Below are 24625 nucleotides of genomic sequence, written 5' to 3'. Positions count from 1 at the left end.
TGAGTACTCCTTAGCGTTCGGTTTCACATGGGGAACATGTGCCTGCAGGACAGCTTAATGCACCGCGCGGCCAGGCTCACCCTCTGTCCGAGCCCCGGTTGGGCTCGGACTCGAGCAGGCAGTGCCGCAGCCGACCCGGCGTCGCCGGGTCCATCCCGTGGGCGAGCAGGTAGGCTTCGACTCCTCCAGGCGCTCCCCCGTTCGTCGCCGAGGCGGCCCCGTGCCCGGCCGCGATCCGATCGAGGACCTCGTGCATGAGTTCGGCTGGTGCGGCGGTGGCGGTCTGGGCGAGGTTGCCGGAGATGCCTGCATCGGAGAAGTTCCGGGTGATCGCTTCCAGGAATCCCCCGGACAGGTGGGTGGAGGTGATGGCGTATTCGGCGACGAGCTCCTCGCGTCCCACGCCGAGGAGCTCGAGCAGGAACGCTCCGATCACACCGGTGCGATCCTTCCCGGCAGAGCAGTGGAAGACCACGCCTTCGGTGCAGTGTTCGGCGATCAGATCGACGGCGGCGGCCAGCCGGTGGCCGAAGTGGGCGATCATGAGTTCGTAGATGCGGCCGAGGCTCCGGTCGCGCAGATCAATTCCGGTCGCCTCGGCGGCGGCTTTCATCTCTTCCCTGCTCAGCGGTCGGCTGGGGAAGAAATGGTCATCGAAGACAGGCAGCTCGATATGGCGGACGTCGAGGTCACCGAGCGCATCGGGCAGCTTCGCCCGCTCGCCGATATCGCGCAGATCGATGACGGTGCCGATGCCGAGTCCGCCGATGTCGGCGCGCGCCCGATCGCTCAGCTGCGCCAGACCGTCAGCCCGGAACACCTTCCCGGATCGCACTCGATGCTCCCCCGCCTCGGTGACGGGTGCTCCGAGGTCACGGAAATTGAAGGTGCCTTCGATCTCGAGTCTCTCCAGACTCATGGGGTTCTGTCCTCGTCCCGCACCGCGGCCTTCTCCTCTGCTTTGATCCGACGGTATTCGCGTTCGACGTCATCCAACGATGCCATCTCGTCCCCGGAATCACCGGTGAACGCCAGGGGATGACGACGGATGAGTTTGGCCTCGAGGCCATCGATGATGGCACCGAGGCTGTGCCCGTATACCTGCCCGCTGCTCTCATCGAGCAGGGCGGAGTGGAAGAGCACCTGGTAGAACACATCGCCGAGCTCTTCGATGACGGCCGCCCGGTTCTCAGGCGTGGGTGCGGTCGTGAAATCCTCGAGAGCATCGATGAGTTCGTCGGTCTCCTCCCGAGCGTACTTCTCCAGGCTCTGGTGATCCTGCCGGCTCGACCAGGGGCAGCGTCGCCGCAGAGTCGCCATCGCGTCGATCACCGGTTGCAGCCGCGGTTCGGCCTGACTCGGTCCGATCCGGTCCGTTCCCTGCTCGTCACGTTCACCCACGAAAGATCCTCCTGCCGCCACGAAAGGCCCTCACCACAAGCGGTGAGGGCCGGTTCGCCGGTCACTTCGAGAATTTGTCCTTGACCGATGCGCCGAGGTCCTTGACGGACTCGCCGACGTCCTTGGCTTTGGCCTTGAGCTGATCGGTGGCACCGTCGGCCTTGAGCTCGTCGTCACCGGTCACGTCGCCGACGGCCTCCTTGGCGCGACCACCGAGGTCTTCGGCCCTGTTCTCGAACTTGTCGCCAACACCCATGGGATACTCCTTAGTAGACAGCTGTGTGAGATGCACTTGCTGCTGCAAGCCTCCGCGCTTCGCACTCTACGCCACTGCACTGACACGCGGGCCGGTCGACGATGAACAGTCGGCGAGTTCTCAACCGTTCTTCGCAGCACCGGCTTCCTTGACCTCCGCGGTTTCGGACTCGATGACCGGCAGGATCGCGTCGAGGAACTGGTGAGCCCACCGCAGAACGTCCGAATCGGTCATCTCCTTGGAGTCGAATCCGCTGCCGGCCATCGGCTTGGGCACGAGGACCGAGCGCAGCGCCGGTTTGAGCAGCGACTTCGGATACAGGCGTTTGAGCCGGACCACTTGGGAGTCGGAGAGTTCGACGGGTCCGAAGCGGATGAAGTTGCCCTGCATGACGATGTCGTTGACCCCGGAGGCTCGGGCGCGGATGCGCAGCCTGGCCACATCGGCGAGGACGCCGACGGGTTCCGGATAGGGGCCGTAGCGGTCGGTGAGTTCGTCGAGCACCTCTTGCAGCTGCGTTTCGTCGGTCGCCGCAGCAAGCTTCCGATAGGCCTCGAGTCGCAGTCGTTCGTGATCGACGTAGTCGGCCGGCAGGTGGGCGTCGACGGGCAGTTCGATGCGCATGTCGGCCTCGGGCTCGGTCTCCTCACCGCGGAACTTCGCCACGGCCTCGCCGACGAGGCGAACGTAGAGGTCGAAGCCCACACCTTCGATATGGCCCGACTGCTGACCGCCGAGCAGGTTGCCGGCTCCGCGGATCTCGAGGTCCTTCATCGCCACCTGCATCCCGGCCCCCAGTTCAGTGTGCGCGGCCAGGGTCGTCAGACGGTCGTGTGCGGTCTCGGTCAGCTGCGTGTCCGGCGGGTAGAGGAAGTAGGCGTAGGCACGTTCGCGTCCACGGCCCACACGTCCGCGCAGCTGATGCAGTTGGGAGAGCCCGTAGCGGTCGGCATTGTCGATGATGAGCGTGTTCGCATTCGCGATGTCGATTCCTGTTTCGACGATCGTCGTGCACACGAGCACGTCGTACTTCTTCTCCCAGAAGTCGACGATGACCTGTTCGAGTCGTGTCTCGTTCATCTTGCCGTGGGCGATGGCGATCCGCGCCTCGGGCACCATCTCGGCGATGTGACCGGCAACGGCTTCGATATCGCGGACCCTGTTGTGGATGTAGAAGACCTGTCCCTCGCGCATGAGCTCGCGGCGGATCGCTGCCTTGATCTGCTTGTCCTCGCGTTTGCCCACATAGGTCAGCACCGGGTGCCGTTCTTCCGGCGGTGTGGCCAGGGTCGACATCTCGCGGATGCCGGTCACGGCCATCTCCAGGGTGCGCGGGATCGGGGTCGCCGACATGGCGAGGACGTCGACGTTCGTCCGCAGCGCCTTGAGCGTCTCCTTGTGTTCGACGCCGAAGCGCTGCTCCTCGTCGATGATGACGAGTCCGAGTTCCTTGAATCGCACTTCGCCGCTGAGCAGCCGGTGGGTGCCGATGACGAGGTCGAGTCTGCCGTCGGCCAGATCCTCCTTGACCTTCTCGGATTCCTGTTTGGTCTGGAACCGGGAAAGAGCGCCGATGGTGACGGGGAATCCCGAGTAACGTTCGGCGAAGGTCTCATAGTGCTGTTGGACGAGCAGCGTCGTCGGCACGAGCACGGCGACCTGTTTGCCCTCCTGGATCGCCTTGAACGCAGCACGGACCGCGATCTCCGTCTTCCCGTAGCCGACATCGCCGCATATCAGACGATCCATCGGCACGGTCTTCTCCATGTCCGACTTGACCTCGTCGATGGTGGTCAGCTGGTCGGCGGTCTCCACATAGTGGAAGGCGTCCTCGAGTTCGCGCTGCCAGGGGGTGTCCGGCCCGAACGCGTGGCCGACGGTGGCCTGACGGGCGGAATACAGGCGGATGAGTTCTCCGGCGATCTCCTTGACTGCCTTGCGGGCCTTCGCCTTCGTCGTCTGCCAGTCGGCGCCGCCCATCTTGTTGAGATTCGGGCTCTCCCCGCCGACATAACGGGTGACCTGGTCGAGCGCATCGCTGGGGACATAGAGGCGGTCGCCGGGCTGTCCGCGTTTGGCGGGTGCGTATTCGATGATGAGGTATTCGCGGGTGTGCTTGTTCGCACCCTTGCCCGCGGTCCGCTGCGTCATTTCGGCGAATCGCCCGACACCGTGCTGGTCGTGGACGACGTAGTCGCCGGGTGCCAGGTTGAGCGGGTCGACCTGGTTGCGCCGACGGCGGGTGGGCAGCTTGCGCATGTCCCGCGTCGAGGTAGCCGCCGCCCGACCGAGCACATCGGCTTCGGTGAGCACTGCGAGCTTGAGATCGTCGAAGACGAATCCGCCGAAGGAGGCGGCCGTCGTCACGGTCACCAGGGCTTCGGGCAGATCGGTGGGGTCATCGACGAAGGCGGCGGGCACTCCGGCTTCGGAGAACACCTCGACCATGCGTCGGCCGGGCCCCTGGCCCTCGGTGAGCACTAGGATGCGCCACCGGTCGTGGATGAGTCCCTTGACGTCGGCGAGGATCGCTTCGACGTCGCCGGCATAGCCCTTCGGGATGCGCGCGGGAACGGAGAAGATGTTCTCTTCGGGGCCGGCGAGCTCCTCGTCGGCGGCGAATCCGCCGATCTCCCACCAGGCCAGGCCGATGAGGCGAGCGCCGTCGGCCATCTCGGCCACGGTGCGGAAGCTGGCGGCCGACAGGTCGATCGGGGTCTGACCCCCACCGGCGGCTCCGGTCCAGGCGGCTTCGAGGAATTCGTTCGTCGTCTCCACGAGATCCGCGGCGCGGGTGTCGACGCGTTCTGGTTCGGTGATGATGATCTTCGACGTGGGCGGCAGCAGAGCGATGAGCGGCTCCATCCCGTCGGCGAGGACGGCGGTGAGCGACTCCATGCCTTCGACGGCGACTCCGCCGGCGATCTTGTCGAGCATATCGGCGGCGCTGGGGACCTCCTCGGCGAGTTCTGCGGCCCTCTTCCGCACCGAATCGGTCAGGAGCAGCTCCCGGCACGGCGGTGCCGACAGGTCCACGGGTGCGTCACCGTCTTCGGTGGGGATGGAGCGCTGGTCGCTGACGGAGAATTCGCGGATCTCGTCGACCTCGTCGCCGAAGAACTCCACACGCAGCGCCCGCTCCGAGGTGGCCGGGAAGATATCGACGATTCCGCCGCGGACCGCGAATTCGCCGCGTCTGGAGACCATGTCGACGCGGGAGTACGCGAGTTCGGTGAGCCGTTCGGCCAGGGCATCGATCTCACATTCGTCGCCGACGGCGAGCTCGACCGGTTCGATGTCGCCGAGCCCCTTGGCCAGGGGCTGGAGGAAGGCGCGCACGGGCGCGATGATGAAAGTCAGCTCTCGACCGGGAGTGGGATGGGCCAGGCGGCGCAGCACCTCGAGACGCTGACCGACGGTGTCCGAACGCGGCGACAGCTTCTCGTGCGGCAGGGTCTCCCAGCTGGGGAAGATCGCGATCGACGCCGATGGCACCCAGTCGGCCAGCGCCTGGGCGAGGTCTTCGGCCTCACGCGTCGTGGCCGTGACGATGAGCTGCGGCGCAGAGGCCCCGTCGGGGGTGACGGTGCGGCGCAGGATCGACGGCCACAGTCCCTTGATCGCATCGATCGTTCCACCGGCGGTGTTCGCGTCGTTGAAGGCCGCGACGAGTTCGGTGATGGTGGGATTCCGGCGGGTGAGATCAAGTCCGTTGAGCACCCGAACAGTCTAGGCCACGCAGCTGACACGACCCATTCGGCACACGAATCGAAACGGTGGAGGGGCGCGGGAGCCGAAAACGTGTGAGGATGAGCATTCGCTCATGAAGAGAACAGTCCTTTCAGGATTGGCCGCAGCGGCTCTCCTGCTCACAGGGTGCACGGCCGATGCCGATGACGACATCGCCGTCGCCGAACGCTGGGACTTCCGCTCCCGCCCCGAACTCGCCCCGCCGAAGGTCGACATCGATTCCGGGTCCTTCCCCGACGACAACGGAGAGCTGGAGACGTTCCTCGCTCCGAAGGGACAGACGCAGACCGACGACAAGTCCTGGGTGGGCGGCCTCATCCTCGACTCCGCCGGTGACCCGGTGTGGATCCGGAACGAGGCCGAGGCACTGTGGGATCTGCGCGTCCAGGAATATCAGGGGCAGCCGGTGCTCACCTGGCGGGAGGGGCTGGCCGAGACGCCGCACACCGCCGGTGAGGTCGTCATCGTCGACACCTCGTATCGGGAGATCGCCCGTGTCGGCATGGGCGGAGAGCTCCCCAAGGACACCTCCGACCTGTACGAGACGACCATCACCGCCGATGACACCATGTTCCTCATCTCCTATGTCAAGACGCAGACGGATCTGCGCTCCGTCGGCGGAGACGAGGACGGTTGGGCCTGGGAGGGAATCGTCCAGGAGGTCGACATCGCAACCGGTGATCCGCTGTTCGAGTGGCACTCCCTCGATGCCGTCCCCGTCGACCAGTCCGAGGCGGAGCTCAAGGACGGTGAGGGCACGAAGGACGACCCCTTCGACTACATCCACCTCAACTCCGTGTCCGAGGACGACGACGGCAAGTCCCTGCTCGTCTCGGCACGCAACACTCATGCGGTCTACCAGCTCGACCGGACGAGCGCCGACCTCAACTGGGTCCTGGGCGGCAAGGCCTCGGACTTCGAGATGGGCGACGGCGCACAGTTCGCCTGGCAGCACGATGCCCAGCGCCGGTCCGATGGAACGCTGACCCTGTTCGACAACCATGCCGCGCCTCGGCTCGGCGACACCCGCGGTCTGCGCCTCGACGTCGACGAGAAGAAGAAACGCGCCGAGGTGGTCACGGAGTATCCCGCCCCCGACGACCGTTCGTCGGGCAGTCAGGGCAACTTCCAAGAGCTGCCCAACGGCAACGTCGTCCTCGGCTGGGGTTCGGAACCCTACGTCTCCGAATTCTCCAAGGACGGCAAGCTGCTCGCCGATCTGACCTTCACCGGCGGATCGAACTACCGGGCCTACCGGTTCGACTGGCATGCCCAGCCGACCGTTCCCCCGACCGCGACGAAGTCGCAGCCGCAGGCCGACATCACCCGCGTGCACATGAGCTGGAACGGAGCCACCGAGGTGGCTTCGTGGAGAGTGCTCAGCGGAGACGACGAGGAGCACCTGGTCGAGAACACCGAGGTCGAACGCACCGGCTTCGAGACGGCGGCGGACATCACCCCGAACGGTTCGACGATCATCGTCGAAGCTCTCGACGCCGACGGCAAGTCCCTCGGGTCGACCAGAGCGGAGTCCCGGAACAGATAGCTCCAGGGGCTTGCCGGGCCGTGAATATTTCGAGACGATAACGTGCCTAACGGTACGATCACGATTGACCGGGCGGCCCGGATGTTCGGGGTTCTCCAATCTTCATCGCCCACAATTGGACCATGACCGACCACTCCCCTCGTTTCTCCGCCGAGGAATCCCGCCTCCTCTTCGGCTCTGACTCCACCGACTCCGGCGATCCCCGCACCGGTCGTTCCGCGAATCTCCCGGTCGCGCACCTGAACACCACAGTCGACCGGCCGCATCTGCTCTCTCGGTTCGCTCCGGTGCTGATCGTCCTGGCGGTGATGTGGGTCGTCGAGATCGTCGACGCGATCCTGCCTCTCGACCTCGACGCTTTCAGCCTGCAGTCATGGAATCCGCTCTCGCTCTACGGCTTGGTCACCTCGCCGCTGCTGCACTCGGGCTTCGGCCATCTTCTGGCCAATACCTTCCCGTTCTTCGTCCTCGGCATCGTCATCGCGTTCGAGGGCAGGCGGCGCTTCTGGACGGTCACGGGCATGACGGCGCTCAGCTCCGGGCTCGGCGCGTGGCTGACGACTCTGCCCGGCCAGCACATCGTCGGAGCGTCGGGCATCGTCTTCGGATTCTTCGGTTACCTCGCCCTGCGCACGTGGTTCACCGATGACCTTCTGCGCAAGATCATCTACTTCGCGATCGGCCTGTTCATCTTCGTCACCTACGGGGCATCGATGATCTTCGGCATGCTGCCGCAGACCAACGACATCTCGTGGCAGGGCCACCTGTTCGGATTCGCCGGCGGCATCTTCGCCGCGTGGTGGCTGCACCGCCGCCCGGAGACGCAGAAGCCGGCCTGAATCCCGGGCAGCGCCCGCACCCCGATCAGCGGGAGTGGAACTTCTGCTGCATATCGGTGAGTCCGTTGACGATGAGCTCTTCGACGGCGTCGGCGAGGTCGGAGACGAACATCGGCAGCATCGTGCGTTCGTCCTTCGAGAACGGGCGCAGCACATGATCGGCGGTGTCCTGGCGCCCCCGCGGACGTCCGACTCCTGCTCGCACCCGCAGATAGTCCTTCGTCCCCAATACCGAGGTCATCGAACGCAGACCGTTGTGTCCGCCCTCTCCCCCGCCGAGCTTGGCTCTGATGGCGTCGAAGGGGATGTCCACATCGTCGTGGACGGCGATGATTCGATCGGTGCCGATTCCGTAGAAGTCAGCCAGCGCGCGCACCGGTCCGCCGGATTCGTTCATGTATCCCGTCGAGGTGGCCAGCACCACCCGCGGACCGGGCAGTCCGGGCACGCTGCCGCCGGGCAGCCGCCCGGTGCCGACGTTCGCGCGCAGCTTCGTCCGTGTCAGTGAAGTTCCGATGCGGGAGGCGAGTTCGGCGATGACCATCTGTCCGATGTTGTGCCGGGTCGATTCGTACTTGGGTCCGGGATTGCCCAGTCCGAAGACCAACCATGCGTCGTTCGACATTGCCGTCCTTGTCCGTCGTGTCCGTGCCCGATGACCGGGGAGTGATGCTGCTGCTCGCTGCCGGGCGAGTCAGCTGCCGGGGTCTCTCCTGACACACATATTCGGTGGGCCGCCCACCGGGCGACCCACCGAACCGCGTAGTCAGTCAGTGCTCCTCACGGCACCTTTGGGTGCAGCGAGGAGAGAAGATCACTCCTCTTCGGAGGCCTCTTCTGCACCGGACTCCTCAGCAGCCTCGTCCTCGGTCGACTCTTCAGCAGACTCTTCCTCGGCATCGGACTCGGTGTCCATCTCGATCTCTTCGGAGACGTTGACGATGAGCTGCTCTTCGTCGGCGACGAGCTCGACGCCTGCAGGCAACTCGACCTGACCGGCCAGGAGGTGCTCGCCGGCGGGACGGCCTTCGATGGAGACCTCGATGATCTCGGGCAGCTTGGTCGCATCGGCCTTGACGGCGATGGTCGACTCTTCCTGCGAGACCATGGTGCCGGGAGCGGCTTCTCCGACGACGTGGATCGGCACGTCGACCTCGATCTTCTCGCCGCGCTTGACGATGATGAGGTCGAGGTGTTCGATATCGCGACGGACGGGTTCGATCTGCACGTCACGCGCAATGGCGAGGACGTTCTTCGATCCGTCGGTGCTTTCGATCTCGAGCAGAGCGTTGGCGTGCTTGAGAGCCAGCATGGTGGCGTGGCCCTCGAGCGACACGTGCACGGGATCTCCGCCGTGACCGTAGATGACCGCGGGGATGCGTCCCGCGCGGCGGATGCGGCGCGCTGCGCCCTTGCCGAACTCGTTGCGAGCTTCGGCCAGAAGTTTGAAGTCAGCCATTTTCTTCCCTTCGTGGTGAACTTACCTTCGAGCACCACGGCGAAACAGCCTGAGCACCCACGCGAATCTCGAACCCCGTGGGCTCGCTTCGTGGGACAGGACCGCGTCGATCACGGAGACATCAGTCTCCCTCGCCGAGGCAACCCGGCTATTCTACGGCACCGTCTGTCTCGGCACCAATCCGAGAGGTCACGGCCGCAGCACACGCGTCGATTCCGGATTCGGTGAGAAGGATGTCGTAGTGGTTCGTCCCCTGCACGTCGACGATGTCCATCCGCGGCCACCGACGAGCGAAGTCGTCGATCGTCTCCGGCGGGTACAGCCCCGGTTCGGCGGCGACGAGGTCGCGTTCGGCGAAGAGGAAGACCACCTCGGCCTGGGAGTCATCACTGCCCATGACCGCATCCAGGGCTTCCCGGTAGGCGGAGCCGGTGTACATATCGGCCGAATCGGCCTGCATCGCCTCCACCGAGGTCGACGGCTGGAACGAGTGATCGTCTTTGGCCGCCAGATCGTAGACGAAGCTCTCGGTCGCCACGGTGTCGAGACCGTCGACGAACGCGGGATGAGCGGCGAAGAACGCCAAGTACTCCTCCACACTGCCGAAGCTCATCGACAGCCGCTCGGCGGCCGGGCCGAGGACGGCGGCGATGAGGTCATCGGTGTCGAGGTCCTCGTCGTTGAGGTCATCGACCGGTCCGTCGCCATGGGACTGCCCCACCGGCAGGGGAAGGCCCCCGTCGATGAGGACGGGACCACGGAAGCGGCGAGCCGCCTCGGCGCCGGTCTCGAGGTTCTGCGCACCCGCCGTTCCGGCCAGGGTCATCGCGACGAACCCGCCCATGGAATGCCCGACCAGGGTGACCGGGCCCTCCGGAGCGAAGGCATCGACGGCGGCGATGACATCCTGCGCGTGCGCGGCCATCCCGAACGGGCCGGGCAGGGTGCGGGAGTCGGCTCGGCCGCGCAGGTCGGGGCCGATGATGCGGATGCCGGGCAGGGAGGAGACGAGGCCCGCGAAGAAGAGATGATTGGAGGTGATGCCGTGGATGACGCACACGGTGGGGACACGGCCGGGACCGCTCGCCACCGGCTCCCACACTCCCACGGACAGCTGTCCGCCGGGGACGTCCACGCGGTACCGGTTGTAATCGTGTGAGGACATCGTCACTGATCCCTTCGCTTAGGCGTTGTCTCCAGTGTAGGACCTCACGGCAGTCCAGACGATGCGAACCCCGAGTCGCATCGACTCGGGGTTCGCATCAGATCCGGCGCGATTGCGCGGATCACGGGGCCTCAGCCCTCGGGATCAGACTTCGAAGAGGCTCGTGACCGATCCGTCTTCGAAGACCTCGTGCACGGCACGGGCGATGAGCGGAGCGATGGAGAGCACGGTGAGCTTGTCGAAGATCTTGTCCTCACTCAGCGGCAGAGTGTTCGTGACGATGACCTCTTCGGCCACGGAGTTCGACAGACGCTCGACGGCCGGGCCGGAGAACACGGCGTGGGTGGACACGACGATGACGCCCTTGGCGCCGGCGGCCATGCAGGCATCGGCTGCCTGGACGATGGTGCCGCCGGTGTCGATCATGTCGTCGACGAGCACGCAGGTGCGCCCCTCGACCTCACCGACGACGCGGTTGGCCTTGGTCTCGTTCGGTCGGGTGATGTCACGGGTCTTATGGATGAAGGCCAGCGGCACTCCGCCCAGCGAGTTCGACCAGTTCTCGGCGACCTTGATGCGGCCGGCGTCGGGCGAGACCACGGCGAGGTCGCCGGGATACTTGTCCTTGACGTAGCCGGCGAGGATCGGCATCGCGATCAGGTGGTCGACGGGGCCGTCGAAGTAGCCCTGGATCTGCGCGGTGTGCAGGTCGACGGTGATGATGCGGTCGGCGCCGGCGGTCTTGTACAGATCGGCGACGAGACGGGCGGAGATCGGTTCGCGTCCGCGGTGCTTCTTGTCCTGCCTGGCGTACGGGAAGAACGGAGCGATGACGGTGATGCGCTTGGCCGAAGCACGCTTGAGCGCGTCGACCATGATCAGCTGCTCCATCAGCCATTCGTTGATGGGAGCGCAGTGGGACTGCAGGACGAAGACGTCGCTGCCGCGCACTGACTCGGAGTAGCGGACGTAGATCTCGCCGTTCGCGAAGTTGTAGATGTCGGTGGGGAGGAGTTCGGTCCCCAGATTCTCCGCGACTTGTTCGGCGAGTTCGGGATTCGCCCGACCGCTGACCAGGACGAGCTTCTTATCGCCCGCCGTCGTTATCTCATTCACTGATCCGTTCCCCTTCGGATGCGTTTTCGGCCGCCTGCGCTGCAGGCGTGCCGGGACGGTTTGTCTGGACCCAGCCCTCCAGGTTGCGCTGCGGGGCCACCGAGATGGCCAGCGCTCCTGCAGGGACATCCTTGCGCACCGTCGTGCTTGCACCCGAATAGGCGCCGTCGCCCACGGTGACAGGGGCGACATACATATTGTCCGAGCCCATGCGTGCATGCTTGCCGATGACGGTGCGGTGCTTGTTGACGCCGTCGTAGTTGACGAACACCGAGGCCGCTCCGATGTTCGACCCCTCCCCGATCTCAGCATCGCCGACGTAGGAGAGATGGGGCACCTTCGCACCCTTGCCGATATCGGCGTTCTTCGTCTCCACGAAGGTGCCGATCTTTCCGGACTCGCCGAGTTTGGTGCCCGGCCTCAGGTAGGCGAACGGTCCGACGTTGGCTTCCGGGCCGACGACGGCGAGTTCACCGTGGGCGCGCACGACCTTGGCGTTCTCCCCCACTTCGGTGTCCTTGAGCGTGGTGTCGGGGCCGACGACGGCGCCGGCTCCGATGTCGGTGGCGCCCAGCAGCTGGGTGCCCGGCAGGATCGTCGCATCGGCGGCGATGGAGACGTCGACGTCGATCCACGTGGTGTCGGGATCGATGATGGAGACTCCGGCACGCATGAACTTCTCACACTGCCGGCGGTTGAGCTCTTTGCCGAGGTTCGCCAGCTGCACACGGTCGTTCGCTCCCTCGACCTGCCACAGGTCGTCGGTCGCGGTGGCGGCAACGGACAGACCGGCCTGACGGGAGAAGCCGATGACATCGGTGAGGTATTTCTCACCCTGCGCGTTGTCGGTGGTCAGAGAGGCCAGGCCCTGCCGCAGTGCGGAGGCGTCGAAGGCGTAGATTCCGGAGTTGATCTCACGGATGGCCCGTTCGGTCTCGCTCGCATCCTTCTGCTCGACGATGCTCAGCAGGGCACCGTTCGCATCGCGGACGATGCGGCCGTACCCGGTCGGGTCGGCCACCTCGGCGGACAGGACGGTCACGGCGTTGGCGTCGGATTCATGGATCTCGACGAGCCCGTTGATCGTCTCCGTGGTCAGCAGGGGCACATCGCCGTAGGTGACGACGACGGTTCCGCTGAGGTCCTCGGGCAGCTGTGTCAGTGCGCATTCGGTGGCCCGCCCGGTGCCCGGGACGTCATCCTGGTCGGCGATGAGCAGGCTCCGCTGGGAGGACACGGGAAGGGAGTCGAGGTGGGCGACGAGCTGATCGCGCTCGTGGCGGACGACGACGATGAGGTGTTCGGGAGAGGTTCCCGCCGCGGCGGCGACGGAGTGGTGGAGCAGGGAGCGGCCGCCGATGGGATGCATCACCTTGGGAAGAGCCGACTTCATTCGAGTGCCTTGGCCCGCTGCCAGAACGATGACGGCGGTCGGATGAGTCTGCGACATAGTTGAATCCTTCGCATGTCGGGTTGGGCCAGCTCCGCCCATAGGATTCGAACCTATACTGCACGGCTCCAAAGGCCGGCGTGCTGCCATTACACCAGGGCGGAACAGCGTGCACCAGTAGAGGGGCCCGCGCTCACGAGACACCATCATGCCACTACGATTAACTGTATGGAAATTCTACGCGAGATTCTGCTGACCCTGCATCTGCTGGGCATGGCCATCATCGTCGGCGGCTATTTCACCGTCGTCCGCTCCCCCAGAGTGATGCCCGGTATGCTGCACGGCGCCTATCTGCAGCTGATCACAGGACTGCTGCTCGTGGGCCTGGCCGAGATGGGCGATGACGACGTCAACCATATGAAGATCGGCATCAAACTGGTCGTGGCGATCCTCGTCACGGTCTTCGCCTTCATCGGCAACCGGAAGCAGAAGGCGTTCACGGCCTCTGCCCCTGCCGAAGGCGGTGCCGTGGCGGTGAAGAACCCGTCGGCGACCATGGCTCACCTGGTGGTGGCCTTCGCCGTCATCAACGTCATCGTGGCCGTCTTCATCCACTGACCCTCCCCAATTGCTACCTGACGGCGGCTCAGCAACCTGGCGCGAGGTTGCTGAGCCGCCGTCGGGTAGTTCTGAGGGGTGGGGGCTCGTGTCTGGGGCTGACGGTATCGTTGGGGGCGACATGACTGCTGCAGCTGAACACACGAACCATGCCGCCGGCGCCGACTCCCGAGCGGCCGAACTCCTCACCGGGCTCAACCCCAGGCAGCGCGAGGCCGTGATCCATACGGGATCCCCGCTGCTCATCGTCGCCGGGGCCGGATCGGGCAAGACGACCGTGCTCACCCGACGCATCGCCTACGCCCTGGCCACCGGTCGAGCCCATCCCGGCGAGGTCCTGGCGATCACGTTCACGAACAAGGCCGCCAAGGAGATGGCCGAACGCGTGTCCTCGATCGTCGGGCCCGCGTCCCGTGCCATGTGGGTCTCGACGTTCCACTCCTCGTGCGTGCGCATCCTCCGCCGCGAAGCGAAGGTGCTGGGCATGAAGTCGAACTTCACGATCTACGACGCCCAGGACGCGCAACGGCTCGTCGCCCAGATCCTCAAGGAGCTCGGACTCGACACGAAGAAGTACGCTCCGCGGGCGATCCTGCACCGGATCTCGAACCTCAAGAACGAGCTGCAGACCCCCGATGACTTCATCCCGCGGCCCAACAATCCCGCCGACGAGGTGCTCGCCGACGTCTTCAAGCGCTACACCTCCCGTCTGCGGCTGGCCAATGCCTTCGACTTCGACGATCTCATCGCAGAGACCGTCCATCTCTTCGGCGCCTTCCCCGAGGTGGCCGATTCCTACCGTCGTCGGTTCCGCCATATCCTCGTCGACGAGTACCAGGACACGAACCCGGCACAGTACGCCCTGATCAAGGCCCTCGCCGGTGACGGTGCGGGAGGTCCGACGGGAGCCGAACTCACCGTCGTCGGCGACGCCGACCAGTCGATCTATGCCTTCCGCGGCGCCACGGTGCGCAATATCGTCGAATTCGAGAAGGACTTTCCGAACGCGGACACCATTCTCTTGGAGCAGAACTACCGGTCGACACAGAACATCCTCGACGCGGCCAACGCCGTGATCGCGAACAACGACGACCGCCGGGAGAAGAAACTGTGGACCTCGGAGGGCTCCGGCGAACAGATCGTCGGCTGGGTGGCCGAGAACGAGCAGGGTGAAGCACGGTTCATCGTCGACCGCATCGATGACCTCATCGACGAGGAGACGTACACCTACGGTGACTTCGCGGTCTTCTATCGCACGAACGCTCAATCGCGCGCCATCGAAGACGCACTGGTCCGCTCCGGAATCCCGTACAAGGTCGTCGGCGGCACCCGCTTCTACGAGCGCAAGGAGATCAAGGACGCCCTCGCCTATCTGCGCGTCGTCGCCAACCCCGATGACGACGTCAACCTGCGCCGCATCCTCAATGTGCCCAAACGCTCAATCGGCGACCGCACCGAAGGCATCATCGCCGACTTCGCCGACCGAGAGAGCATCAGCTTCTATACCGCTCTGGGCCGCCTCGACGAGATCCCGCATCTGAGTTCGCGCGCACTGACCTCGGTGCAGAAGTTCTACGACCTCATGCAGGATCTGCGCTCCACCGCCGAGTCCTCCCCGCTCTCCCGCGTCATCGAGGCGATCCTCGAGCAGTCCGGATACCTCGAATCCCTGCAGAAGAGCACCGACCCGCAGGACGAATCCCGAGTCGACAACCTCGCCGAGCTCGTCGCCGTGGCCGAGGATTTCGTCGCCACTCGCGAGGCCGCCGCGGTTGCCCAACGAGACACCCGGGACGACACAGACACCGGCACCGGCACCGGCACCGAGACGACCGCCGAAGATCCGACCGCTGCAGAGACCGAAACCGCCGCCGAGGCGGTCGATCCCGCCGTCGATGACGCCGGTTCCGCTGTCGCCTCCACCGCCCCAGGCGTCGGCGCGGCGGCCATCGATCAGTTCCTCGAGCAGGTGGCTCTGGCCTCGGATACGGATCAGATCCCCGATGCCGAACTCGGTCAGGTCACGCTGATGACTCTGCACACGGCCAAGGGCTTGGAGTTCCCGGTGGTCTTCCTCACCGGGCTCGAAGACGGAGGATTCCCGCATTCGCGTTCCTTTGAGAATCCGCAGGAGCTGTCGGAAGAACGACGTCTGGCCTATGTCGGGCTCACCCGAGCTCGGCAGCGGCTGCTCGTCACTCGCGCCGAAACACGGAGCATGTGGGGTCAGCCTCAGTACAATCCGCCGAGCCGGTTCCTCTCCGAGATCCCGGAGAACCTCATCAACTGGGAGAACACGGGAAGCTTCTCCGGTGGCTTCGGGTCCGGAGGCTTCGGCTCCGGTGGTTACGGTTCCAGTGGATTCGGCTCCGGCGGCTATTCCCGCGGTTTCGGGTCGTCGCGGTCGTCCGGCGGCAGTTCCCGCTCACGCTCGAGTGCGAGTTCATCGACACCGGTCGCCGGATTCCCCAACCGGATCCGCCCCAACCGCGAGGTCATCTCCGTCGAGGTCGGTGAGAAGGTCTCACACGAGTCCTTCGGGCTCGGCACCGTCACCGAGGTCAACGGCGTCGGAGACAAGACCGTGGCCGTCGTCGACTTCGGCTCGGCCGGATCGAAGCGGCTGCTGCTGCGCTACGCCCCGATCGACAAACTCAGCTGAGCCGACCGCTTCGGTGGACGCACGGTCCGGCACCGTGCCGCGAATAGAGAGAGCGCCGAGGAGAACTCACGTTCTCCTCGGCGCTCATCCATGCCGGACGCGGCTATGGCTCAAAGATCATTCGTTGCCCAATTTGCCATCGGCACCTTCGCGACCCTGGTTGATCTGGTCTTCGAATTTTCCGCCGGTGGCGTTGTTGGCGGCGTCAGCAGCCTTGTCCAGGCCCTGGTCGCTGATCTCTTCACCCTTATCGCTATTCAAGGCGTCCTTGGCTTTGTTCGTAAGATCGTCGAGTCCCATGCTGTCTCCTTTCATCGGAAAAGGTTCTGAGCGAACCTCTGACGCCACTCACCTTGCCATTGTTACCGGCGTGGCAACACCCGCGCGTCGCAGTTCTCAGCGAATGCACATAAAGAATGTCGCCGAGACCGAATCATCAGCGGGTCAATGGCACGAGGAACGCCAGCACGACCAGCAGTCCGGCGAACAGCAGACAGGTGGCGATGTCAACGGTCTTCGACCGGTTCGTCCACACATCGGTCCACGGCGGCGGCATCGCCCGGAACCCGGCGAGCCCGGCGGGGACGACCGCGAGGACGACAGCACCGAGGCGGAAGTCGACGATGGAGCACGCCGCTGCCGCGGCGACGCCCAGAAGACAGCCGAGCAGCACCCAATCACGCCTGGTGGGATGCGCGTACCGCCGTTTCCAATAGATCCATCGTTTCGAGATCGGCCCTCTCCCCCGCCGTGCATGGCGGGGATGAGGCCGTTTCATCTCAGTGGAAGAAATGGCGGCTCCCGGTCAGGTACATCGTGACTCCGGCCGCCTCCGCAGCCGCGATGACCTCATCGTCGCGGATCGATCCGCCCGGCTGCACCACGGCGGTGACTCCTGCATCGATGAGGATCTGCAGACCGTCGGGGAACGGGAAGAAGGCGTCCGAGGCAGCGACCGCTCCCGTGGCGCGTTCGGCTCCGGCACGTTCGACGGCGAGTTTGGCCGAGTCGACGCGGTTGACCTGACCCATTCCCACACCCACCGAGGCACCGTCCTTGGCGAGCAGGATGGCGTTCGACTTCACGGCCCGCCCGGCCTTCCACGCGAATTCGAGATCCGCGAGGACCTCGGGTGCAGCTGCCGGACCGGCGGCCAGGGTCCAGTTCTCGGCGGAGTCTCCGTCGGCCTGGAAAGCGTCACGGTCCTGGACGAGGAATCCACCGCTGATCGGCTTGATCTCGGCTGTGGGCACATCGATGTCGCCGAGTTCGAGCAGTCGCAGATTCTTTTTCGTCGCGAGCATCTCGAGCGCCTCCGGGCTGAACGACGGAGCCGCCAGGCATTCGGTGAAGATCGGCTTGATCGAGGCGGCCAGCTCGGCGTCGACCTCCCGGTTCGTGGCGATCACACCGCCGTAGGCCGACAGCGGATCGCATTCGTGCGCGGCCTTGTGCGCCGCGGCCGCAGTCTCACCGACGGCGAGTCCGCAGGGATTCGCGTGCTTGATGATGGCCACGGCCGGCTGGTCGAAGTCGAACGCGGCGCGGATCGCGGCATCGGTGTCCGTGTAGTTGTTGTACGACATCGCCTTGCCGCCGAGCAGTCTCGCCCCCGCGATTCCCACGGTTCCGTCCGAGTAGACGGCCGCCGCCTGATGCGGGTTCTCCCCGTAGCGCAGGTCGGCGATCTTCTCCCCGGTGAGACCGGCGAATGCGGCCTTCTCATCGGTGGCGAGCTCCGCGGCGAACCAGGAGGCGACCGCCGCGTCGTAGGCCGCGGTGTGGGCGAAGGCGCGGGCGGCGAAGGTGCGACGGGCCTCGATGTCGAAGCCGTGACCGGCGGCAGCGTTGAGAACGGCCGAATAGTCGGCCGGATCCGTCACGACGGTGACCGTGGGATGGTTCTTCGCTGCCGCACGCACCATCGAGGGGCCGCCGATGTCGATCTGTTCGATGCAGTCATCGAAGCCGGCTCCGCTGGCGACGGTGTCGGCGAACGGGTAGAGGTTGACGACGACGAGGTCGAAGGGTTCGATCTCGAGTTCGGACAGCTGCTCGAGATGCTCGGGCTTGCGGGAGTCAGCGAGGATGCCGGCGTGGACGCGTGGGTGCAGGGTCTTGACCCGTCCTTCGAGGCATTCGGGGAACCCGGTGAGCTCTTCGACCTTCGTCACCGCGACTCCCGCCTCGGCGATCTTCGCAGCCGTGGATCCGGTCGACACGATCTGGACTCCGGCTGCGTGGAGGCCGCGAGCCAGCTCCTCCAGGCCGGTCTTGTCGTAGACGCTGATCAGCGCTCTCTTGATCGCACGGGTTCCTGTCACAGATCCTCCTCGAGGTTCGATCGCCGGTCGGTTCTTCGCACGGCGGGGTCAGTGGGCGGTCATCGCCGAGGCGACATATCCGCGGACATGTCGACCATCGACGACGAGGTCGGTATGGGCCAGGTGCGCGAGCAGGCGCACGAGCTCTGCGCGTTCACGGGCCTTGATGTTCTCGTGCACGGTCTCCTCGGTGTCGTCATCGCCGATGGGAACCGCGTACTGGGTGATGATCGGTCCGGTGTCGACTCCCGAATCGACGAGGTGGATGGTTCCACCGGTCAGCTTCACCCCGTGGGCGAGCGCATCGCGGACTCCGTGTGCCCCGGGAAACGATGGCAGCAGCGCCGGATGGGTGTTGATGATCCTGGATGGGAAGGCGTCGACGAAGACGGGGCCGAGGATGCGCATGAATCCGGCGGAGATCACCCAGTCCGGGGCAAGCTCGGCCACCGTGTCCTTCAGCGCCCGGTTCCATTCGTCACGGTCGGCGTAGTCCTTGGGTCGGACGACGAAGGTGGGAATCGCATGCCGTTCTGCCCGCTCCAGGACCCCGGCCGTGGTCGAGTCGGCTCCGATGGCGACGATATCGACTCCGCGGGTTCCATCGGCGAAAGCGTCGATGACGGACTGCGTGAGGGTACCGGAACCGGATGCCAGAAGAACGATGCGCACCCGCACAGTCTAACGTCTGCAGCTCGTGGACGATGCCCGACGGTCACCCTGCGGACACGGGCCGCCGAGGCATTTGTCAGTCGACTGTGAGAAACTGATCCGGTGACGTCACCGCAGAATACCGAAGAGAAGAAAGCGCCGACTCCCGAAGAGGAGGCACAGGCCGCACCCGCACGGCATGGACTGGTCCTGATACTGCTGATCCTCGCCTCGGTGCTGACGTTCACGTATCAGCTGCCGTTCAAGCTCGCCGCCATCGGCTTCGCCGTAGCCGCGGTCGTGTGGTCGGTGAAGTACATCGTCGCCGTCGTCAGGGCCAAGCAGCGCCGGAACATGTCCTTGGGCATCCTCGGCGGTCTGCTCAGCATCTATCTCATCTTCTCCACGATGTCCTCGGTCATCCTCTGGCCGGTGCAGTCGAAGTACGAAGAATGCCTGCGCGATGCGATCACCCAGCAGGCCCAGATCTCGTGTACGAGCGACTATCAGTCCGGCCTGGGCGACTGGTTCAAGCAGATCACCGGCCAGGACCTCGATCTGCCCGGCACCAACTGATCCACGGAGCCCGGCCCCGATCCTTCTGGCCCCGATCCTTCTGGCGCCGGCCTTCAGCGCCGGCCTTCAACGCTGTTCCCCTCACCGCGGATGCCCTCGCCTCAAGCTTGACCCCTCACCGAGGCGGCATCCCCGTCTATCGCGGTTCGTCGTCGTTGACGACGCCGTCGACCGGCTCCGGCTCGTCCTCGCCGAATGCCTCTGATCCGTCTGCCTCATCGAAGGCATCCTCGTCGTCTCCATCCTCATCGTCATCGGCGAAATCGGAGTCGACGGTGTGCAGACCGGAGAGTCTGATCAAGAGGAGTCCGGCGGCCATGCCCGCACCGATCCACCCCGTGATCGCCGGTGCCGACGTCAGTGCCGAAGGTCCGAACCCGGACAGGCCCAGTGGGCCCATGGCTCCGCGGGCGAACAGGGCGAGGACCTCGACGATGACGAACAGTATCCCGATCGCGATTCCCAGTCCGATCCACGACTGCTCGGCGATGTCGCGAGCTCGGTCGCGGCCGAGGATGACGCACAGCAGCCCGAGCAGCACTAGGAGTCCCGGTGCGGCCGCCGTCCACGCCGGATAGTCCCCGCTCAGCAGCTGCAGCACGTGCACATCGGGCACCGGAGCGGAGGTCGAGGTGAATGCCGAGCTCGTCCCGGCCCCGCCGATGCCCACTCCCGTCCCGGCAGTCCAGGACACGGCCGAGTAGACGATGCTCGGGGCGAAGAGCGCCTGGACGACGATGAGACCGATGCCGGCGGCGACCGGTGAGCTGTAGACCTGCAGAGTATCGGCGACGTCGCTCCAGCGGATCGCGATTCCGACGAGGAGCACGATCACGCCGAGAGCCGCTGCCGCCCACAGCAGACGGCGGACGAGTCGGACGGCGACGCTGAAGGTCTCATCGGCGATCGGGGACAGGCCGGGAATGTCACCGATTCCGCGGACCCGGATGAGGGCCCAGGCCACGGCCGTGAGGAGGAAGAGGACGAGCCGGAGGAATCCGAACGGCGTCACCGCGGCCTGTCCGACCAGGATCGCCAGCACCAGGAGTGGACCCGCGTAGGCCACGACGTAGGTGCCCAGAGCTGTTCCCATGAGCGCCCACCATCCGCCGAGGTCGCTCTCGGTCGGACTGTCCGCTGCCGTGCCACCGACCACACGTTTGGCGCCGGCCGCCACCAGGAACCACAGGCCGACAGTCACGAGACTCGGTGCGAGTGAGAAGTCGAAACCGAGGGTCGAGACACTCAGCCCTGACACCGTCGCCCACAGTGCGAATGCCCATTCGGGAATCGTCGAATAGGGCAGCTGTGAGCCGAGCCCGATGATCCAGAAGACGGTGGCGATGACGAATCCTGCGGGGACGACGATGAGATCGATCTTCGCGACTTCCATGAGGACCGCGAGGATCGTGCGCCGGTAGGGCTGAGGGTGTGGAGAAGTGTGCATCAGGACCATTTTCGCCTAACCCGTCTCGGCTTCCCGGTATTGACCACGCGATTCCCTGTTCCGGGAAGTACAATTGCGCCAGGACAGGCTTGTACACGCAAAGGATGACCCCACGATGAGCAACGGGAACGTTCACCCCAATTTCCCGCCACCACCCAGCGAGCCTCCGGAGACCGGCGGACCGAAGCCTGAGTCGGAGCCGCCGACGGCCGAGGATCGTCCGGATTCGACCTCCGGCGACACCCCTTCAGCCTCCGATGGTCCGGCTCAGTCCGGCAGCGCTGCCTCAGTGCCCGATGACCAGGCACCTCCACTGGGATCCCCGACCGACGATTTGCCGTCACGTCCCACGGTCGCCCCTGCCTCTCCACAACAGAACCAGCCACCGCAGTATTCGGCTCCCGGAGCCCAGAACGATGAGTCATTCGGCCCCGGTCCGCAGGGCGGAGCGAAGGGCCCGGGCGGCTCACAGGCAGGCCCCTACCCCGGTGCCCCGTCTCCCGGTGGCCAGGCTCAGAATGGACAGGCCCCGAACAACCAGTACCAGAACCCGCAGCAGCCGGACGGGGGTTACCCCGGCGCCCAGCCGCAGGACGGCCAACAGCCAGGTGGCCAACAGCCGGGTGGCCAACAGCCGGGCGACCAGTACTCGAATGCGGCTTATCCGGGAGCGCAGAATCAGCCCCCGTATCCCGGTGCCCTGAACCAGCCGGGCCAGTACAACTCCGCCCAGAACCAGTCCGGGCAGTACCAGACGGGGTCTGGCCCGAATGCCCCACAGACAGGATCCGGCCCGTCCCAGGGGATACCGCAGCCGGCTCCGGCCCCGGGCTTCGCCGGCGGGCAGAGCACTGCCACCCGGGCCGAGAATCGCCCCGACAAGAAGAAGGGCAAGATGCCCCTCTTCATCACTCTCGGCGCGGTCGCACTCGTCATCATCCTCGTCCTCGTCGGGTTCTTCCTCATCGGCAGCGTGAACAAGAACAAGTACGGACCCGACAAAGTCGCCGAAGACTACGTCGAAGCCCTGAACAAGGGTGACTTCGCCGCCGCGGAGAAGATCGCACCGTCCGCACGCCCGGAAGGGACGAACCTCGACCTGCTGCAGAAGGAATTCACCGATTCCTCCTCGGCGAAGATCGAGAAGGCCAAGGTCGAATCGTCGAAGACGGACGGAGACAAGGGAACCGTCGTCGTCTCCTACGAGCTCGACGGCAGCCCCTACAATGTCGAGCTCTCCGCGACGAAGGACGGCAAGCAGGACCTGTTCTTCGACAAGTGGACGATGAAGGGCCCCGACCTCAACGTCATCTCGCTCGATATTCCCGCCGCCGACGGTCTTTCCGTCAACGGCGAGGACTACAAAGCGAAGTCGGGCACCACCTCGTTCGCCGTCTACCCCGGCAGCTATGACTTCACGATCCCGAAGAGCAAGTGGATCTCAGAGGCATCCGATACGGCCAACGTGAACTTCCCGAAGGCCTTCGCTCCCGGTGGACAGCCGAACAAGGGGCAGGTGTCCCCCACCACCCTCAACCTCAACCTGGCCCCGACCGGCGCCTTCGAAAAGGAAGTTCAGAAACAGGTCGAGAAGGAGCTCGAGAAGTGCTTCGACAACAAGAGCATCGAGCCGAAGTGCGACTTCATCAAGTACGACCCGACCGAGATTCCCGTCGGCGGTTCGGACAAGAAGCTCGATGATCTGGCGAAGAAGAACACCGCCGAGTGGGACATGAAGGAGATGCCCGAGGTGAAGGCCAGCTTCGGCACCGGAGACACGAGCACCGGCTCGTTCTATACCGACAAGCCCGGCAAGTTCAACTTCTCCGTCGACGGCAAGAGGTCCGGATCCTCGTACTTCTCCAACGGAAACTCCTTGTCGGTGTCGGGAAGCGTGAAGATCGACGGAGACAAGCTCTCGGTCGAGTTCTTCGACTTCTGATCCCCGAGTCCGCGCTCAGCCCACCACCGACCGTGTCGGCTGTGCGAGTCCGGCCGCGGCCTCGAACCAGGCGCCGGCGGCCATGACGAGGTCGTCGGCGAACCGCCGTCCGGCGATCTGCGCGCCGATGGTCCGACCGTCATCCATGTATCCGGCCAGCACCGTTGCCGCCGGCTGTTCGGACATGTTGAACGGCATGGTGAACCCGATATGGCCCATCGGTTCGTGCACCTGTGGGTACGGCATGGGCTGCTCGGCCGGGAATGCCGCATCCGGAGCCGTCGGCGAAATCACCAGGTCGAATTCGGCTGTGGCGGTGATCGTCCGACGCCGGATCTCCTGGACACTGTGATAGCAGCGCATCAGCTCGACTCCACTGGTATCGGCTCCGTCCTGCGCCCACTGTCGGATATAGGGCAGGATGAGCGTCTGTTCGTCGACGGGCAGCGCCTTGAGGTCGGCCCACGATCGCACCCGCCAGAACAGGTCCATGTCATGGAGCAGATCATCGTCGATGAACGGATCGAGCGTGACGATTTCTGCTCCGGCCGCGGAGAACCTCTCGGCCGCCTCGGTGACGGCAGAACGCACCTGCGCAGCGGCGGCGACCCCGCACCCGGCGTCGAGCTGGACACCGATGCGCAGTCCCTGCGGATCGAAGACCGCGGTCGACTCCCTGCCCGGCAGTGATTGCGCGTCATCGGCGGCCAACCGCGGCAGCCGCGAATAGTCGCGATCGTCCGGGGCGGAGATGATGTCCATGGCGGCCTTGACATCGGCCATCGTCCGCGCGAGGGGTCCTGCACACCTGCCCAGGTAGGGGGCATCGAGCGGGACTCGACCGAAGCTGGGTTTGAGTCCGGCCAGTCCGAGCCAGGTGCACGGCAGGCGGATGGACCCGCCGATGTCGGAGCCGATGTGGATGGGTCCGTATCCGGCCGCCGCTGCGGCTCCGGCGCCGGCGCTCGACCCGCCGGTCGTCAGTCTCGGGTCAAGGGGCGAGCGGGTGATTCCGTGCAGTGAGGACACACCTGACGAGAGCATTCCCCAGTCGGGCATCGTCGTCGACCCGAGGATGACGGCGCCGGCTTCTTCGAGACGCTGGGTGATCGGGGCGTCGTCGTCGGCCACCGGCATCTCCACCCAGGCGTGGCCGCTGGGCAGCGGGACGCCGCGGCGAGCGATGTTCTCCTTGATCGTCACGGGCACCCCGTCGAGGTCGCTCAGCGGGCGGCCCTCACGCCAGCGGGCGGCGCTGGCCGCGGCTGAGTTCCGGGAGCGGTCGTCGTCGCGGTGGAACAGCGCATTGATGGTCGGTTCGCAGTCGTTCATGCGGTCGACGACCGCGGAGTGCACCTCGAGCGGGTCGAAGTCTCCGCCGGCGAAACCGGCCGCCAGTTCGGCCGCACTGTGGTCGGCAAGCGTTGTGTTCACGTGCTGCCCTTTCTCTCGATGGTTCGTCGCTGCTCGCAGACGCCGGCCG

The 24625-nt window shown here is 65.4% G+C and carries 21 protein-coding genes and 1 tRNA gene; 6 read left to right on the top strand and 16 right to left on the bottom strand.

The window, feature by feature from the left end; translation table 11 throughout:
- Nucleotides 1–76: 76 nt before the first annotated feature.
- The 4 genes from CXR29_RS05735 to mfd all read right to left on the bottom strand — a co-directional run bounded on the left by CXR29_RS05735 (nt 77) and on the right by mfd (nt 5377).
- Nucleotides 77–919: a tyrosine-protein phosphatase gene (locus CXR29_RS05735; RefSeq protein WP_127364102.1), complete on the bottom strand. Its 843-nt coding sequence runs from the start codon at nt 917–919 to the stop codon at nt 77–79.
- Nucleotides 916–1401: a MazG nucleotide pyrophosphohydrolase domain-containing protein gene (locus CXR29_RS05730; protein ID WP_240812113.1), complete on the bottom strand. Its 486-nt coding sequence runs from the start codon at nt 1399–1401 to the stop codon at nt 916–918. Before CXR29_RS05730 ends, CXR29_RS05735 begins: the two co-directional genes overlap by 4 nt.
- A gap of 61 nt (nt 1402–1462) precedes the next feature.
- The gene (locus tag CXR29_RS05725; RefSeq protein WP_101555403.1) at nt 1463–1657 is read right to left on the bottom strand and encodes a CsbD family protein; all 195 of its coding nucleotides are present in this window, start codon (nt 1655–1657) and stop codon (nt 1463–1465) included.
- Between the two features lie 120 nt (nt 1658–1777).
- Nucleotides 1778–5377, bottom strand: coding sequence for a transcription-repair coupling factor (gene mfd / locus CXR29_RS05720; RefSeq protein ID WP_127364101.1), 3600 nt, complete (start codon nt 5375–5377; stop codon nt 1778–1780).
- 103 nt (nt 5378–5480) lie between these two features.
- Between mfd and CXR29_RS05715 the strand changes: the two genes are divergently transcribed.
- Nucleotides 5481–6953: an arylsulfotransferase family protein gene (locus CXR29_RS05715; RefSeq protein WP_127364100.1), complete on the top strand. Its 1473-nt coding sequence runs from the start codon at nt 5481–5483 to the stop codon at nt 6951–6953.
- 122 nt (nt 6954–7075) lie between these two features.
- Nucleotides 7076–7792 (top strand): rhomboid family intramembrane serine protease, encoded by a 717-nt coding sequence (locus CXR29_RS05710; RefSeq protein WP_127364099.1) that lies wholly within the window; start codon nt 7076–7078, stop codon nt 7790–7792.
- Nucleotides 7793–7817: 25 nt separating this feature from the next.
- Here the strand turns inward: CXR29_RS05710 and pth are convergent, their stop codons facing one another.
- The 6 genes from pth to CXR29_RS05680 all read right to left on the bottom strand — a co-directional run bounded on the left by pth (nt 7818) and on the right by CXR29_RS05680 (nt 13086).
- Nucleotides 7818–8417, bottom strand: coding sequence for an aminoacyl-tRNA hydrolase (gene pth / locus CXR29_RS05705; protein WP_127364098.1), 600 nt, complete (start codon nt 8415–8417; stop codon nt 7818–7820).
- Between the two features lie 189 nt (nt 8418–8606).
- Nucleotides 8607–9251, bottom strand: coding sequence for a 50S ribosomal protein L25/general stress protein Ctc (locus CXR29_RS05700; RefSeq protein ID WP_127364097.1), 645 nt, complete (start codon nt 9249–9251; stop codon nt 8607–8609).
- Nucleotides 9252–9399: 148 nt separating this feature from the next.
- On the bottom strand, nt 9400–10416 hold the full coding sequence (locus CXR29_RS05695) for an alpha/beta hydrolase (RefSeq protein WP_127364096.1): 1017 nt from the start codon (nt 10414–10416) through the stop codon (nt 9400–9402).
- Nucleotides 10417–10560: 144 nt separating this feature from the next.
- On the bottom strand, nt 10561–11532 hold the full coding sequence (locus CXR29_RS05690) for a ribose-phosphate diphosphokinase (protein WP_025777652.1): 972 nt from the start codon (nt 11530–11532) through the stop codon (nt 10561–10563).
- Nucleotides 11525–12982 (bottom strand): bifunctional UDP-N-acetylglucosamine diphosphorylase/glucosamine-1-phosphate N-acetyltransferase GlmU, encoded by a 1458-nt coding sequence (gene glmU, locus CXR29_RS05685; protein ID WP_101555410.1) that lies wholly within the window; start codon nt 12980–12982, stop codon nt 11525–11527. Before glmU ends, CXR29_RS05690 begins: the two co-directional genes overlap by 8 nt.
- 32 nt (nt 12983–13014) lie before the next feature.
- Nucleotides 13015–13086: transfer RNA gene (locus tag CXR29_RS05680), tRNA-Gln, on the bottom strand.
- 64 nt (nt 13087–13150) lie between these two features.
- Between CXR29_RS05680 and CXR29_RS05675 the strand changes: the two genes are divergently transcribed.
- Together CXR29_RS05675 and CXR29_RS05670 are read left to right on the top strand one after the other, a co-directional pair.
- Entirely contained in the window at nt 13151–13540 is a 390-nt protein-coding gene (locus CXR29_RS05675) for a hypothetical protein (RefSeq protein ID WP_101555411.1), read from the top strand.
- A gap of 121 nt (nt 13541–13661) precedes the next feature.
- A complete protein-coding gene (locus CXR29_RS05670) occupies nt 13662–16202 on the top strand; it encodes a UvrD-helicase domain-containing protein (protein WP_127364095.1) in 2541 nt (846 codons plus the stop codon).
- Between the two features lie 117 nt (nt 16203–16319).
- Here the strand turns inward: CXR29_RS05670 and CXR29_RS05665 are convergent, their stop codons facing one another.
- The 4 genes from CXR29_RS05665 to purN form a co-directional block, all read right to left on the bottom strand.
- A complete protein-coding gene (locus CXR29_RS05665) occupies nt 16320–16502 on the bottom strand; it encodes an Rv0909 family putative TA system antitoxin (protein WP_025779915.1) in 183 nt (60 codons plus the stop codon).
- Nucleotides 16503–16638: 136 nt separating this feature from the next.
- Nucleotides 16639–16875 (bottom strand): DUF3017 domain-containing protein, encoded by a 237-nt coding sequence (locus CXR29_RS05660; protein ID WP_240812112.1) that lies wholly within the window; start codon nt 16873–16875, stop codon nt 16639–16641.
- Nucleotides 16876–16981: 106 nt separating this feature from the next.
- Nucleotides 16982–18526, bottom strand: a complete 1545-nt coding sequence (gene purH / locus CXR29_RS05655; RefSeq protein ID WP_127364094.1) for a bifunctional phosphoribosylaminoimidazolecarboxamide formyltransferase/IMP cyclohydrolase — start codon at nt 18524–18526, stop codon at nt 16982–16984.
- A gap of 48 nt (nt 18527–18574) precedes the next feature.
- Nucleotides 18575–19198, bottom strand: coding sequence for a phosphoribosylglycinamide formyltransferase (gene purN / locus CXR29_RS05650; protein WP_127364093.1), 624 nt, complete (start codon nt 19196–19198; stop codon nt 18575–18577).
- A gap of 102 nt (nt 19199–19300) precedes the next feature.
- Between purN and CXR29_RS05645 the strand changes: the two genes are divergently transcribed.
- Nucleotides 19301–19753 (top strand): hypothetical protein, encoded by a 453-nt coding sequence (locus tag CXR29_RS05645; RefSeq protein WP_127364092.1) that lies wholly within the window; start codon nt 19301–19303, stop codon nt 19751–19753.
- A gap of 136 nt (nt 19754–19889) precedes the next feature.
- Here CXR29_RS05645 and CXR29_RS05640 read toward each other — a convergent pair whose 3' ends face one another.
- On the bottom strand, nt 19890–21200 hold the full coding sequence (locus CXR29_RS05640) for a cell division protein PerM (protein WP_127364091.1): 1311 nt from the start codon (nt 21198–21200) through the stop codon (nt 19890–19892).
- Between the two features lie 334 nt (nt 21201–21534).
- Here CXR29_RS05640 and CXR29_RS05635 point away from each other — a divergent pair, with 334 nt between their 5' ends.
- Entirely contained in the window at nt 21535–23142 is a 1608-nt protein-coding gene (locus tag CXR29_RS05635) for a hypothetical protein (RefSeq protein WP_241241601.1), read from the top strand.
- Between the two features lie 15 nt (nt 23143–23157).
- Here CXR29_RS05635 and CXR29_RS05630 read toward each other — a convergent pair whose 3' ends face one another.
- Nucleotides 23158–24576, bottom strand: coding sequence for an amidase (locus CXR29_RS05630; protein ID WP_127364089.1), 1419 nt, complete (start codon nt 24574–24576; stop codon nt 23158–23160).
- Between the last annotated feature and the right edge of the window lie 49 nt (nt 24577–24625).

Origin of the sequence: Brevibacterium linens (genome assembly GCF_003999335.1) — a bacterium.
GTDB lineage: Bacteria > Actinomycetota > Actinomycetes > Actinomycetales > Brevibacteriaceae > Brevibacterium > Brevibacterium linens.
Note: the sequence above shows the minus strand (reverse complement) of the source record. Positions and strands in the feature narration are given on the sequence as shown.